Here is a 12782-nt window from a genome sequence, read left to right as displayed (position 1 = left end):
CTGCGAAAAAGGCCACGAGCTGAGGGCTCGTGGCGTTCTTCGGATGAGGGTGATCAGACGGCCTCGGTGCGGGATTTCCGGCGCAGGACGTGAAAGGCGACCGCGAAGGCGACGCCCACGCCGACGATGATCGCGGCGAACACCGGATGCATGTCCTTGGAGAGGCTCTGCGCGCGTTCGGGGCCGATCGCCCAGAGGGCCAAGGGTGTGACGTAGGCGGCGGTGAGGGCGATCGCGCCCCAGCGGAGCGCCTTGAGGCGGGCGTCGCGCAGGGTGCCGATCAGGACGAGGGCGACCGGGACGATGGCGATCATCGCGAACTGGCCGAGGACCATGATCGGGACGGCCCAGGCCGAGATGATGACGGCGCGCGGGGCGCGGCGAACGGTGGTTTCACGGTCGAGGGTCTGCGTGGACATCGTTTTCTCCTAGGGGTTCCGGGTCGGCTTCGGGTGTGGTCAGCAGTGGGATTCGGCGGCGGCTTTCAGGTCCTTCATCCAGGCTTCGAGGCCCCAGCCGAGGAACTGGGTCGAGGTGGGGACGTCGGCCTCGACCTGGGCACCGGACCAGTTCTCCTCGGTGCGGACGAGCACGCCGCCCTTGACCTCGGTGAAGTTCCAGACGTGGATGCCGTTGTCGATACTCAGGCCTTCGCCGACCGCGGGCCCGCTCCAGCGGATGCACTTGCCGCGCTGGAGCTGGTGGACGGTCGAGGTGATCGACAGCGTGGTGGCGGGCGTCGTGGCGGTGGCCGGCGCCGGGGTGGTCCAGCGAAACCGGGAGTTCTTCCGGAGCGGGCCCCAGTCGAGGCGCTCGTTGCTCAGCACCGGCTCCTGCCAGGACGGCCAGCGCTCGACATCGGTCTGCAGCCGCCAGATCTTGCTCAGGGGAGCCTTGATCAAGGCTTCGGTGCGGTAGTGGATCGGTGCCTTCGTGTCGATGGTCTTGCCCTGGCACGACAGCGGCGCGGGGGAGGCCGGGGTGGCCGCCTGGGCGGGGGTGACGGCGCCGCCCAGGAGTCCGATGGCCAGCGGGAGGGCGAGCACGGCCGTACGGGCGGCGATGCGGCGGCGGGTCTTCGGGGCGGGCCGGGTGTCCGTCATGGTTTTGCTCCTTGTCCGGGACTGGTTAGTGTCGCTTGCGATAGTTAGAAGCTATAACCACTCGGTGTGAGTGTCAATAGGAAAAGTGATAACCTCTAACTAGACGCGGCGACGAGCTCGGAGGGAGTGGCCGATGAAGACCTCACGTGAGCGCTACCGGACCCAGGTGCGCGTGGAGATCAAGCAGTACGCATGGGAGCAGCTGGCCACGACGGGCGTGTCCGCGCTGTCCCTCAACGCGATCGCGAAGCACGTGGGCATGAGCGGCCCGGCGCTGTACCGGTACTTCGCCAGTCGCGACGACCTGATCACGGACCTCGTCCGCGACGCCTACCGGAGCCTCGCCGATGTCGTCCAAGCCGCCGCCGGGTCGGGAGGCGTGGCCGAAGTCGCCCACGCCATCAGGGAGTGGGCGCTGGCGGACCCGCAGCGATACCTGTTCGTCTACGGCACGCCCATCCCCGGCTATCGCGCGCCCGGCGACACCACGAAGATCTCGAACGAGATCATGGCCGTGCTCCTCGACGTCCACTCCGCGTGTACCGAGGAGAGGCGGCCGACGCCGTTCGACGTCCACCTCGAAGACCATCGCGAGTGGGCGGGCGACCCGTCGGTGCCGTCCGCGGTCCTCCGTCGTGCCATGACGTTCTGGACCCGGCTCCACGGCGTCCTGTCCCTCGAACTCGCCGGTCACTTCGACGGCATGGGGTTCGATCCCGGCGTGCTCTTCGCCGCCGAGCTGGACGCCCTCGTCGCTCATGAGTAGTCCACAAAGGACGGTTTCCGCTGAGCGGTGCATCCCGGACCGCTTTCCCGCTGTGTGAACGTTTTCGGTGATCGCTGTGCTAACTTCCGGGGCATGCGCGGAGGATCCAGGGTTCCTTTCGGCCGGACGCTCGCGGTTGTCGCGTCGGCGCTTCTGCTCTCGTTGGCCGGCCCCGGCGCCGTCGCGAACGCGTCCGGCGGGCATCCGCCGCGGCACGGCTGCGAGTGCGCGACCCCGTCGATCGACCGGTTGCAGCAGTGGCTCGCGTCCGGTGAGGGCACCACGGTTCCGTCGACCGGCAGCCTGCTCGTCCGCGAGCGCGGTGGCTACGCGGCCAAGGTGGCGTTCCTCAACGCCGAATGGCACGTCGTGGTCGTCTGGCTGGGGAATCAGTTCGAGGCGCAGGCAGATCTTTCGAAATCCGCCGGATTCTGGATGACCTACAGCGCGACCGACGACCTTTACGTCCAGCTCCGCCCCGCCTCGCACTGGAGCGGCGGCGACAAGTGGCTCACGAAGGTGCCGTCGACGGGCGGGAAGCTCGTGAAAAAGTTCTTCAGCTTCGCGTCCGACGCGTGGACGACACTGCCTGAGCTGGGCAAGCCCACGTACTCCTTTGCCTCGGCCCTGACCGAAGCGCGAGGTCTGGTCTTCGTCGGCAAGACCCCGAACGAACTCGATTTCCGCGGCCTGGCGATCGATCGCTACCGGCCGCCCTGTCTCTGAGCGCACCGATCCCCCCTGAAATGCCAGGTGAGGCCCTATTCGATCGTGCGGCGGTACGTCGTCGGTCCTCCTCGGGTGCATCGTCCCTTGTGGACGGTTAGCTGCCCCGTTGCACGGTGTGACCGATTTGTCCTGTACTGTGAACTTTCAGCCGCCTCCGCACGACCGATCCGAGGAGTACCCCTGATGAGCCTGTTCGACTCGCTGAAGGAGAAGGCCGCCGAACTGCTGGGTGGCGCGGGCGACAAGGTCAGCGAACTGACCGGCGTCGACCTTTCCGGTGCCGCCGACCAGGCCACCCAGTCCGCCGGCGACCTGGCCGAGACCGGCCAGGGGCTCGCCGAGGGCGCCACCGCCGCGGGTCAGGGCGCCGTCGACTCGGCCACCGCGGCCGGTCAGGGCGTCGTCGACTCCACCGGCGCCTTCGGTGACGCCGCCACCGGACTGGCGGGCGGCGTGATCGACCCGAACGCCCGGGGCTGACCGCCCCCGGTCTCCCCGGTATCCGCGACTCGCGGATACCGGGGATCCGTCATGTCCGCGTCCTCACGGTGTGATCAGGCGCACTTTCCGCCAGGACCACCGGTGCGCCGCCGGTTCGGCAGCGCGGCACCGCCTGCCGCCGCTGTCGCGGACGGGTGACGTCGGAGCAGGAAGGCCCGGATACTCCGGCGGGACGACGTCCGGGTTTCGGCATGACGATCTTCCTTTTTCCTTGCCCCACAAGGGGATTCTAGCCGGGGCGGCGAAAAGGGAAACGGTTGTGGTAACCCGGTGGCCGACGGGAATCTCGGTTCGTGATCGTCAAACGACTGAGGCCGATCGGCCTGTGCGCCGTGCTGACCGCGCCCGCGCTCGTCCTGCGGTTCTCCGGCGCCGAACCGGGTGCGGTGGCCGGTCTGCTGCTGTTCGGGCTGGCCGTCGTCGCGGCGTCGTTCCTCCTCGCCTGGGCCGCGGAGGCCGCGCAGGTGGACATCTCCGGCGGGCTCGCGATCGCCGTCCTGGCCGTCATCGCGGTGCTTCCCGAGTACGCGATCGACCTGTATTTCGCCTACACGGCGGGCTCGAATCCCGAATACGTCGCCTACGCCGCGGCGAACATGACCGGCTCCAACCGGCTGCTGCTCGGCCTCGGCTGGTCGACCGTCGTGCTGATCGCGCTCGCCGTCGCCAAGAAACGCGGCGGTGCCACGGTCCGGGAACTGGTCCTCGATTCGCCGTACCGGATCGAACTCGGGTTCCTCGCGATCGCTTCGATCGTCGCGTTCGTCATCCCGGGGACCGGGCAGATCTCGCTGGTCCTCGGCTTCGCGCTGCTCGGTTTCTTCGTGTTCTACCTGTGGAAGGTCTCCCGCGCCGAACCCGGCGAACCGGAGCTGGTCGGCCCGGCCGCGACCCTCGGCGGCCTGGCCAAGCGACCTCGCCGGATCCTGGTGACGGCGTTGTTCGTGTTCGCGGCCGTCGTGATCCTCGCGAGCGCGGAACCTTTCGCGCACAACCTGATCTCCGTCGGGACCGAACTGGGCATCGACCGGTTCCTGCTCGTGCAATGGCTCGCGCCGCTGGCGTCGGAGGCGCCGGAGTTCATCGTGGCGATCCTCTTCGCGTTGCGCGGCAAGGGTGACGCGGCGATCGGCACGCTGATCTCCAGCAAGGTCAACCAATGGACGCTGCTGGTGGGCAGCCTTCCGATCGCCTACGTCCTCGGCGGCGGAGGAAGCGCGCTGCACCTGGACGCCCGTCAGATCGAGGAATTCCTCCTCACCGCCACCCAGACCCTGCTCGGCGTCGCCGCCCTGCTCGCGTTGCGTTTCCCTCGCTGGGCCGCCTGGACCCTGCTCGGCCTGTTCGCGGTGCAGTTCGCGCTGCCGGGCCAGACCGCGCGCTACCTCCTGTGCGGGGTCTACGCGGTCATCGCGCTCGCCGCCCTGATCCGCAACCGCCGCCACCTCCTGCCGACCCTGGCGGCGCCGTTCCGCCGGACACCCGGAGAGGACGCGGGCGCGGGGGAACGGGAAAAGGATGCCCGCCCGCGGGCCGTTCGACGCTAACCTGGTGGAAACTGACTGATCTGCGGGGGAGCGGACATGGTCGGCATCTGGGTAGGGCTCGGGATACTCGTTCTGGTGATCGGCGTCGCCGTGGTCACCGATCTGCGTGATCGGGGGCGAGGCGGGACCCGCAAGATCATGCTCCCGGGCTGGGCCTCGCGGCGCGCGGACTACACGGAAAACGACCTGGTCCACGGGCGATGGGTGGAGAAGTCGCCGCGTGAGCAGGAAGAAGAACTCCGGCGCCGGTACAAGTCGGGCGACGAGTGAGCCGGACGTAGCCCGCGCCTAAGCGGCCGTCCTCGTCCAGCGCCACGCGTCGCGCAGGACGGCGATCAGGACTTCGTCGTCGGCGAAGGTGGGTTCTTCGCCGACCGGTAACCAGGTCCGGTCGACGACCTCGCCGCGCTGGCTGCGGACCACGGAGATCCCGGGATACGACAGTGCCGCGCGGTCGTCGGCGGCCACGTGCCGGGACTCCCAGCGCAGCTGGACAACGCGATCAGTGCTCATGGACCACAACTTTCCGTACTTGCGTACTGGGTAAGTCGTCTGTCAGGCCCCGCGCGTTTCACCCCCTCGTGAGTGGTAAGGACGGTTAGAACCGTCCTTACCACTCACGAGTCACTCGAGACCGGCGAACCGGCTCAGCGTCTCCTCGCGCCCCAGCGCCTGGGTGATCGAGTGCAGGTCCGGGCTCCGGGTCGAGCCCGTGATCGCGATCCGGATGATCTGCGAAGCCTCGCGGATGGAGCCGGGGAAGCCCTCGGGGTTCTTCTTGAGTTCCTTGGCGTTCTTCGCGAAACCGTGCTTCGCGGCCACGTCGCGGATCTGCTGGAACCACTCCTGGCCGTCGTCGAGCTGCTGGTAGTTCCCGACGAAGTCGCGCACCACGGCCTGGACGACGTCGCGGTCGACGCCGAGGGCGGTGATCCGCTCGTCGTCGGGGCTCTCGACGGCGGCGTGCAGCTGCGGGAAGAAGAAGCCGTAGACGGCGCGGAACTCGCTCCACTTCTTCAGGTCCTTGCGCGGGTTCTCGGCCCCGTCACGTTCGACGGCGAGCGCCCGGATCGCGAGGTCGGGCTCGGCGTCGAGGACGGTCCGCAGCGCGGGGTCGAACCGCTCCGCCCAGGCACGGACCTCTTCGAGGATCTCGGGGCCGGACAGCGTGGCGATGTGGTCGGCCGAGATGTCGTCGAGTTTGACCAGGTCGACCAGCGGACCGGCGACACCGCATTCGTCCAGGTTGATCGGCTCGGACAGGGCCTGGTCGAGCGGCATTTCGGCGAGACGGCCGTTCGCGAGGCCGCGCAGGTAGTAGAGGACGGCCTTGGTGGGGTAGCCGGACTCGATGTAGAAGTCGACGCTCGCTTCCGGGTCCTTGCGCTTCGACAGCTTGCGCTTGCTGCCGCCCTCCTGCTTCATCAGCGGCGCGATGTGCGCGTAGGTGATCGGCTCGAAGCCGAGCGCGTCGAACAACTGCTGGTGCGTCGGCACCGACGAGATCCACTCGTCGCCGCGGATGACCAGGTTGACGCGCATGAGGTGGTCGTCGACGGCGTGCGCGAAGTGGTAGGTCGGCAGCCGGGGGCTCTGGTCGGAGCTCTTGAGGATGACGACGTCGTTGCGGTTGGCCTCGGCCTCGAGCGGGCCGCGGATGGCGTCGGTGAACCGGGCACGGGCGCCGGTGTCGTCCGGGGCGCGGAATCGCACGACGTACGGGTCACCGGCGTCGAGCTTGGCCTGGACGTCGGCGGGCTCGGCGTCGCGCCAGATGGCCCACGAGCCGTAGTAACCGGTCGGCAGCTTCGTCGCCTGCTGCCGCGCGGTGATCGCGGCCAGCTCTTCCTTGGTGGCGAAGTCGAGGTACGCGCGGCCGGCGCGGAGCAGGTGACGGACGTAGGTCAGGTAGATCTGCTCGCGCTCGGACTGCTGGTACGGGCCGTAGTCGCCGCCGCGGTGGATGTCCTCGTCGGCGGCGAGGCCGAAGTAGGCGAAGCCGCGTTCGAACTGCTCGATGGCGCCTTCGACCTCGCGGGACCGGTCGGTGTCCTCGACCCGGACCAGGTAGCGGCCATCGCTGCGGCGGGCGACGTCCTGGTCGATGGTGGCGACGTAGACGCCGCCGATGTGCACGAATCCGGTCGGCGAGGGGCCGAAACGGGTGACCCGGGCGCCCTCGGGAAGCTCGCGGGCGGGGTAACGCTGTTCCCAGTGCTCGGGCTCGGGCAGGTCGGCGGGGAAGAGGGCGTCGATGACTGCTCGGTCCAGCATGGCGGTTCAGATCTCCCGGCGTCGTGGTGCATGGCTGTTTTCGCCACCGAAGAGCCTAACCGTTCGGTCTCCCGGCCTGGTGAGGGTGGGTCTCGAAGTGGTGGGGAAGCCGAATCGAGACGTGCTTTTCCGTCGGTGCGTCCCGGTAAAATGGGCCTTGCCGGACATTCGGGGAGGAAATCGGTGACCACCGATCGCTCGCTTCGTGAAGAACCCCAGCTCACCATCAGACCGAAACCCGCGGCGTTCTTCCTGCGCCGCCGTTTTCTCCGCACTTTCGGGCCCGCGCTGGCCCTCGCCGTGAGCGGCCTGGTCCTGCTGCTCCTGACCGGGACGGTCGTGGTGCCCTTCCAGCAGACGCTCGTCCTGCGCGGCAAGATGGGCTCCAAATCGGATCTCTTCGAAGACGCGAGGATCCAGGAAATCCTGATGCGCCATCACATCCGGGTCCATGTGACCCGGGCGGGCTCACGGGACGTCGCCTCGCACGACCTCAGCCAGTACGACTTCGTGTTCATGTCCGGCGAGCCCGCCGCGAGCCTCGTCCGGCGGTCCAGGGCGAACCAGTGGACGGGCAGCGCGCGCCAGCCGTTCACCAGCCCGATCGTCCTCGCCACGTATCGCCGCTACGCCGAAACGCTGGCGAGCAGGGGAATCGCGTCGAAACCGCCGGGACAGGACCCGTTGTACTACACGCTGGACACCGAGAAGTTCATCCAGGCGATGAAGGGGAAAGCGACTTGGGACTCGCTGGGCGTCGGTGCCTTCGGCGCGGCGAACGGGAACCAGGTGCTCGCGCAGACCTCGAACATCTGCGATGCCAATTCCGGCGCGACCTATCTGATCTTGCTGGCGTTCCTGGAAAACGACCGCCACGTTCCGGTCGTCGATCCGCAACCGGCCGGTGCGCCCGCCGGGCCGCCGAACCTGTCGAGCGCGAAGGAACTGGCGGGCCGGGTCAAACCGCTCGTGGCCGCGCAAGGTTTCCCGTCGGCCGACCTGTCCGAGTCCTACGCGAACCTGGCCGAGGGTGACAAACCGATCGTCGTCATCTACGAGCACCAGTACCTCGCCATGCAGTTGCGGGCCAAGGCGCAGAGCGGACAGCCGGACCCGGACCGGGTTCTGCTGTACCCCAAGGACAACATCCTGACGAAGCCGCAGTTCCTCGCCCTGAAACCGGAAGCGGAACGGCTGGGCGAACTGATCACCTTCGATCCCGAGCTGCAACACCGCGCGATGGAGCTCGGGTTCGGCGTCGCGACCCCGGCGGGCAGCACGAAAAGCGCGCGGCTGTACGACTTCCTGCGCGAACAGGGGCTGCCGACCCCGGAGATCGCGGACAACGACAGCACCACGCCGCTGCCGGACAACCTGGTGCTGGAAGAGATGATCAAGACCGTCGGGGACTGCCCGTGAAGCGGGTCTTGATGATCTTGTGCTGCCTGCTCCTGGTGACCACCGCGTGCACGAGCGGTGGGGACAAGGTGAAACTGCGTGTGCTGGCCAGTCCCGAACTGGCGGACCTCGGACCACTCCTCGGCGAACTCCGCGAGGAAACGGGAATCGAACTGGAAATGGATTTCCAGGGAACCGTCAACACGAGTACCGCCCTCATTCCCGGAAGGGCCTCGCACGACCTCGCCTGGCTTTCCACCGACCGGTTCTTCCAGCTCGACTTCCGGCGGGCCGCGGACAAGGGCGAACGGCCGCTCGCCACCAAGACCATGATCTCGCCGGTCGTCGTCGGGATGACGCCGGCGAAGGCGGCGGAACTGCGCCGCGGCAAACCGGACGGCAAGCTGTCGTGGGCGGATCTGGCGGACGCCGCCGCGAGCGGAGCGTTCCAGTTCGCGATGGCGAACCCCGCCACGGCGACCAGCGGGCTCATCTCTCTCGTCGGGGTGGCGACGGCGGCCGCGGGCACCGGGGCGGCGCTGCGGCTCGAGGACGTGAAGTGCGACAAGCTGCAGGGTTTCCGCACCGGGCACACGATCACCGCGGACACCGCGGCCGCGTTGGCCGATCGGTTCGCCGAGCACCAGGAAGTCGGCGCGTTCATCGGCTACGAGTCCACTTTGCTCACACTGAACGGCAGCGGGAGACTCAAGGCGCCGCTGGAACTGGTGTACCCGCGTGACGGCATCGTCCAGGCGGACTACCCGATCCTGCTGCTCGACCCGGCCAAGCGGGAGGCGTACGACAAGATCGTGTCGTGGGTCAAAAGCCCGGCGACACAGAAGAAACTGATGGAAAGAACCCTCCGGCGGCCGGTCATCGGTGACGTGGCGCTCGACCCGAGGCTGCCCGCCTCGACCGGGAACTCGCTGTATTTCCCCGACGATCCCGCCGTGGTGGACGAACTGCTCGCCGACTACGCCGATCCCGCGGGCTGGAAACCCGGGCGGGTGATCTTCGTGCTGGACTTCTCCGGTTCGATGAAAGGATCGCGGATCGCCGCGCTCAGGGCGACTTTCGCCGGGCTGAGCGATTCGGGCGGCGGGTTCGACCGCTTCTATCGCGGCGAGCGGCTCACTGTCCTCCGCTTCGGCGGGAAAGTTCTGGGGGACAAGGAATTCACGGTCAACGGGCCGCAGGATCTCGACGCGTTGCGGGCCTTCATCGCCACCGACGACTTCGATGGCACCACCGCCGTCTGGTCGGCCCTCGGTGAGGCGTATGCGAAGGCCGGTGCCCATCGCCGGGCGGAACCCGGCCAGAACGTTTCGATCGTGCTGATGACCGACGGTGAAAGCAACGCCGGGCCGGACATCGAGGAATTCCTGCGCGCGCCGAGGGAATCCGGCGTGCACACGTACACCGTCCGGTTCGGCGAGGCGAATCCCGCCGAACTGGCCCGCGCGGCCGAGGCCACCGGTGGTCGCATGGTCGACGCGAACTCGACCTCCCTTCTCGACGCCTTCAAGGAGATCCGTGGCTGCCGGTAATCTGTGGTGGGAAGTCTGGGGACTGTGGCTGGCGGTCTGGGTGCTGACCCTGGCCGCCATCGTCACCACGATCGTGATCTTCGTGAAGCATTGGCGTCGCGCGCGTTCCGACGGCGATCAAGGGATGATCCGGGGGATCGGGTTCTACCTGCACACGAAGTCCGTGATGGGTCTCTACCAGTTGCATCGCTACAACGAGGCGCTGGAACAGGAGGTGGAGAAACGCCGGAGCCGGGGCTGGCGGTTCTGGGGATCGGGTGGATTCGGCCCGCTGAAAGGGGAAGCTGAGCGCACCGACACCGACGAGGAGTTCCGGCGGTACATCCGCAAGGCCGAACCGATCACCGTGATCGGCATCGTGATGAAGGTGCTGGAGAAGCACCACGACATCATCTACGTCGACCTGGCGAAGCAGGAACTGGTCCACAATCGCGCGCTGGTCAAGGAACTCGGCTGGGCCGATGGTCCGGAGAGCACCCGGCAGCTCAAGACGAGGCTGCGCGGTGTCGAGGCGTTCGTCTCGGTGAAGGGCCTGTTCCGCAAACGATCCGAGACCGAAGACGAGACGGTTTTCGTCGCACCGTACGGAAACCCGGACGATCCGGACCAGAGCAGGCGGATCCGGTTCACCTGTTTGACCGGCGATCTGCGGGACACCGCGCCCGCCGGCGCGTTCCGGGCGCGGTGCCTGGGCAAGGTCGAGGACTGGGATCCCGAAACCGGGGAACTCGTCGTCCATCCCATCGCCATCTTCAAGTAACCCCGCCACGGCCGAATGGAGCAGACGAAAGCCACACGTCGTCCATGGCGCTTCGCACTGTCGGCCCGCGGCCCCGAACCTGCACGATTTCGGTACCACACCGCAGGTTCGACAGGGGAGATTTCCGATGCAGACCACCGTTTCCGACGAAATCCGTTCGTTCTTCGCCGACTCCGGTGTCGACTTCACCGCGGCCGGGCAGGCCGAAGTCGACGTCGTGATCGATCACTTCGACAACTGGAAGAACACGTCAAGCGGAGGGGCCTTCGGCTGCTTCACCGGCGCCTGCTGTCTCATGGCCTGAGTGTTCCGAGCAGAAGCAGCCGACACCCTTCGTGATCCAGTCCCGGCCCTCCCACTCGGGATGGCGTTCGATCATCAGCGCTTCGACCTCCGCGGCGATCGTCTCTTCGGGAAGAGCCGAGTCACGCCGTGTCCAGGTCTCGTCGCGCAGCAGTTCGAGGTACTCGCGGACGTCGGTCAGGATCCGGCGTCCGGAGACGTCGCCGTGGCCGGGGACGACGAGGTCCGGCCCGGCGGCGGCCAGCCGTCGCAGCACTTCGATCCACCGGAGTCCCGAGACGTCGGTGTCGTACGGCGGGAACCACGGGAAGATCGAGAACTGGCCCGTCTCCACCAGATCCCCGGTGAACAGCACACCAGCGTCGGGGACGGTCACCACCTGGTCGCCCTTGCTGTGGGCGCGCCCGGTGGCCTCCAGCCGGACGACCCGCCCGCCGAGATCGAGGTCGTACCCGTCGTCGTAGACCACGTCCGGAGCGACCAGTTCGACACCATCGAGGTCGCGGGCGACCGGTGCGCCGAGGCCGCGGAACATTTCGAGGTAGCCCGGTCCTTTGTGGACCAGGTCCGCGGCCTGCGCGCTGTTGACGAGGTAGGTCGCCTGGTCCGCGAAGACCTGGGCGCCGAAAGCGTGCTCGGGATGGAAGTGCGTCGTGGTCAGGTACAGCTTGCGGCCGCGGGCGTGCTCGGTCGCGAAGGCGAGGACCTTCGCGGCGTTGCGCGGACCCAAACCGGTGTCGACGACGAGCACCGAGTGCGAGCCGCCGATGACGCCGATGTTGGGGACGAGGTCGACCCCGAGATTCGGGATCACCACCAGGTCGCGGGCGATCTCGCGGGCCTCGCCGGGGTCGACGGAGGGCTCATGGGTGAGTGGTTCGAAGGGCATGATCACACTGTCGCGCCGGTACTCGCCCGCCGTCCAAGTCCGATTCCGGCGTACCGATACCGGCTGGGTATCATCGCCGGTGATGGAACTCCGTCTGCTGCGCTACTTCGTGGCCGTCGCCGAGGAGAGACACTTCGGCCGCGCCGCCGCGAGGCTGCACATGACCCAGCCACCGCTGAGCCGGGCCATCCAGCAACTGGAGAACGACCTGGGGGTCGTGCTGCTGCTTCGCTCGGCCGCCGGCGTCGAGCCCACCGCGGCCGGGACCACCCTGTACGCCGAGGCCCGTACCCTGCTGGACCAGGCCGAGCGGGCCCGCGCTCGGGTGGCGGCGGTGGCGGGCCCCGCGACGCTCACCGTCGGCACCCTCGCCGACGGAGCGGGGGAGGCGGGCATCCGGCTGGCCGAGGCGTTCCGGCGGCGTCATCCCGAGGTCTCGATCCGGTTCCGCGAGGCGGATTTCACCGACCCCACCACCGGTCTGCGCGCCGGGCTGGCCGACGTCGCGCTGACCCGGTCGCCGTTCGACGAGACCGGCATCAGCGTCCGCGTCCTGCGCTCCGACCCCGTCGGGCTCGTCCTGCGCACCGGGGATCCGCTCGCCGGCCGTGAGTCCCTCCGGCTGGCCGACGTCGCCGACCGGCCCTGGTTCCAGCTTCCGGACGGGACCGATCCACTGTGGCGCGCGTACTGGAACGGGGCGGCGCCCGTCGGGGAGCGGCCCGCCGGGCCGGTGGTGCGCACGGTCGGCGAATGCCTGCAAGCCGTCCTGTGGAACGGCTCCGCGGGAATCGCGCCGCTGGGCCACGCCCTGCCCGACGGGCTCACCTGGGTGCCGCTGGCCGACATGCCGCCGAGCCCGCTCGTCGTCGCGTGGGTGACCGGACAGGAGAGCCCGCTGATCCGCTCGTTCGCCCGGATCGCCGTCGAAAGCCACCGTTGAGGGTGGTGTGAAACCACCT

Annotated in this window: 15 protein-coding genes; 10 read left to right on the top strand and 5 right to left on the bottom strand. The window is 68.2% G+C overall.

The genetic code is table 11. From position 1 onward, the window contains the following. Positions 1 to 53 precede the first annotated feature (53 nt). Both ACLJPX_RS06780 and ACLJPX_RS06775 read right to left on the bottom strand, forming a co-directional pair. A complete protein-coding gene (locus ACLJPX_RS06780; RefSeq protein WP_410599255.1) occupies positions 54 to 419 on the bottom strand; it encodes a hypothetical protein in 366 nt (121 codons plus the stop codon). 39 nt (positions 420 to 458) lie between these two features. Then, entirely contained in the window at positions 459 to 1103 is a 645-nt protein-coding gene (locus ACLJPX_RS06775) for an SRPBCC family protein (RefSeq protein ID WP_410599254.1), read from the bottom strand. A 133-nt stretch (positions 1104 to 1236) separates the two neighbouring features. Between ACLJPX_RS06775 and ACLJPX_RS06770 the strand changes: the two genes are divergently transcribed. The 5 genes from ACLJPX_RS06770 to ACLJPX_RS06750 all read left to right on the top strand — a co-directional run bounded on the left by ACLJPX_RS06770 (position 1237) and on the right by ACLJPX_RS06750 (position 4916). Continuing rightward, the gene (locus tag ACLJPX_RS06770) at positions 1237 to 1869 is read left to right on the top strand and encodes a TetR/AcrR family transcriptional regulator (protein WP_410599253.1); all 633 of its coding nucleotides are present in this window, start codon (positions 1237 to 1239) and stop codon (positions 1867 to 1869) included. A gap of 93 nt (positions 1870 to 1962) precedes the next feature. Further along, positions 1963 to 2595 (top strand): hypothetical protein, encoded by a 633-nt coding sequence (locus tag ACLJPX_RS06765; RefSeq protein ID WP_410599252.1) that lies wholly within the window; start codon positions 1963 to 1965, stop codon positions 2593 to 2595. A gap of 186 nt (positions 2596 to 2781) precedes the next feature. Further along, positions 2782 to 3078 (top strand): hypothetical protein, encoded by a 297-nt coding sequence (locus tag ACLJPX_RS06760; protein WP_101608877.1) that lies wholly within the window; start codon positions 2782 to 2784, stop codon positions 3076 to 3078. Between the two features lie 314 nt (positions 3079 to 3392). Then, positions 3393 to 4646 (top strand): sodium:proton exchanger, encoded by a 1254-nt coding sequence (locus tag ACLJPX_RS06755; protein ID WP_410599251.1) that lies wholly within the window; start codon positions 3393 to 3395, stop codon positions 4644 to 4646. 36 nt (positions 4647 to 4682) lie between these two features. Next, positions 4683 to 4916, top strand: a complete 234-nt coding sequence (locus ACLJPX_RS06750) for a hypothetical protein (protein WP_410599250.1) — start codon at positions 4683 to 4685, stop codon at positions 4914 to 4916. Positions 4917 to 4934: 18 nt separating this feature from the next. On the opposite strand, the gene ACLJPX_RS06745 is transcribed toward ACLJPX_RS06750, so the two are convergent. Beyond that, the gene (locus tag ACLJPX_RS06745; protein WP_410599249.1) at positions 4935 to 5159 is read right to left on the bottom strand and encodes a hypothetical protein; all 225 of its coding nucleotides are present in this window, start codon (positions 5157 to 5159) and stop codon (positions 4935 to 4937) included. 111 nt (positions 5160 to 5270) lie between these two features. Beyond that, positions 5271 to 6920, bottom strand: coding sequence for a glutamate--tRNA ligase (locus ACLJPX_RS06740; protein ID WP_410599248.1), 1650 nt, complete (start codon positions 6918 to 6920; stop codon positions 5271 to 5273). 183 nt (positions 6921 to 7103) lie between these two features. Between ACLJPX_RS06740 and ACLJPX_RS06735 the strand changes: the two genes are divergently transcribed. The 4 genes from ACLJPX_RS06735 (at position 7104) to ACLJPX_RS06720 (ending at position 10932) form a co-directional block, all read left to right on the top strand. Next, a complete protein-coding gene (locus ACLJPX_RS06735; protein WP_410599247.1) occupies positions 7104 to 8339 on the top strand; it encodes a hypothetical protein in 1236 nt (411 codons plus the stop codon). Then, positions 8336 to 9868 (top strand): VWA domain-containing protein, encoded by a 1533-nt coding sequence (locus ACLJPX_RS06730; protein WP_410599246.1) that lies wholly within the window; start codon positions 8336 to 8338, stop codon positions 9866 to 9868. The genes ACLJPX_RS06735 and ACLJPX_RS06730 overlap by 4 nt, the downstream gene beginning before the upstream one ends. After that, positions 9855 to 10628 (top strand): hypothetical protein, encoded by a 774-nt coding sequence (locus ACLJPX_RS06725; RefSeq protein WP_410599245.1) that lies wholly within the window; start codon positions 9855 to 9857, stop codon positions 10626 to 10628. Before ACLJPX_RS06730 ends, ACLJPX_RS06725 begins: the two co-directional genes overlap by 14 nt. A 127-nt stretch (positions 10629 to 10755) precedes the next feature. Continuing rightward, a complete protein-coding gene (locus tag ACLJPX_RS06720; RefSeq protein WP_168214347.1) occupies positions 10756 to 10932 on the top strand; it encodes a hypothetical protein in 177 nt (58 codons plus the stop codon). Here the strand turns inward: ACLJPX_RS06720 and ACLJPX_RS06715 are convergent. Then, entirely contained in the window at positions 10879 to 11820 is a 942-nt protein-coding gene (locus ACLJPX_RS06715; protein ID WP_410599244.1) for an MBL fold metallo-hydrolase, read from the bottom strand. The two genes, ACLJPX_RS06720 and ACLJPX_RS06715, sit on opposite strands and share 54 nt — an antisense overlap. Positions 11821 to 11902: 82 nt before the next feature. Between ACLJPX_RS06715 and ACLJPX_RS06710 the strand changes: the two genes are divergently transcribed. Further along, complete coding sequence (locus ACLJPX_RS06710) at positions 11903 to 12763, top strand: LysR substrate-binding domain-containing protein (protein WP_410599243.1); 861 nt, start codon at positions 11903 to 11905, stop codon at positions 12761 to 12763. The last annotated feature ends 19 nt before the right edge of the window (positions 12764 to 12782 follow it).

Origin of the sequence: Amycolatopsis sp. lyj-90 (genome assembly GCF_046549035.1) — a bacterium.
GTDB lineage: Bacteria > Actinomycetota > Actinomycetes > Mycobacteriales > Pseudonocardiaceae > Amycolatopsis.
This window is presented reverse-complemented; position numbering and strand designations above follow the sequence as displayed.

Bases quoted from the DNA above. Each gene is read 5' to 3' on its own strand.
- ACLJPX_RS06750 (WP_410599250.1), top strand. From the start codon at position 4,683: ATGGTCGGCATCTGGGTAGGGCTCGGGATACTCGTTCTGGTGATCGGC.
- ACLJPX_RS06780 (WP_410599255.1), bottom strand. From the start codon at position 419: ATGTCCACGCAGACCCTCGACCGTGAAACCACCGTTCGCCGCGCCCCG.
- ACLJPX_RS06740 (WP_410599248.1), bottom strand. From the start codon at position 6,920: ATGCTGGACCGAGCAGTCATCGACGCCCTCTTCCCCGCCGACCTGCCC.
- ACLJPX_RS06745 (WP_410599249.1), bottom strand. From the start codon at position 5,159: ATGAGCACTGATCGCGTTGTCCAGCTGCGCTGGGAGTCCCGGCACGTG.
- ACLJPX_RS06770 (WP_410599253.1), top strand. From the start codon at position 1,237: ATGAAGACCTCACGTGAGCGCTACCGGACCCAGGTGCGCGTGGAGATC.
- ACLJPX_RS06715 (WP_410599244.1), bottom strand. From the start codon at position 11,820: ATGCCCTTCGAACCACTCACCCATGAGCCCTCCGTCGACCCCGGCGAG.
- ACLJPX_RS06765 (WP_410599252.1), top strand. From the start codon at position 1,963: ATGCGCGGAGGATCCAGGGTTCCTTTCGGCCGGACGCTCGCGGTTGTC.
- ACLJPX_RS06710 (WP_410599243.1), top strand. From the start codon at position 11,903: ATGGAACTCCGTCTGCTGCGCTACTTCGTGGCCGTCGCCGAGGAGAGA.
- ACLJPX_RS06760 (WP_101608877.1), top strand. From the start codon at position 2,782: ATGAGCCTGTTCGACTCGCTGAAGGAGAAGGCCGCCGAACTGCTGGGT.
- ACLJPX_RS06720 (WP_168214347.1), top strand. From the start codon at position 10,756: ATGCAGACCACCGTTTCCGACGAAATCCGTTCGTTCTTCGCCGACTCC.
- ACLJPX_RS06775 (WP_410599254.1), bottom strand. From the start codon at position 1,103: ATGACGGACACCCGGCCCGCCCCGAAGACCCGCCGCCGCATCGCCGCC.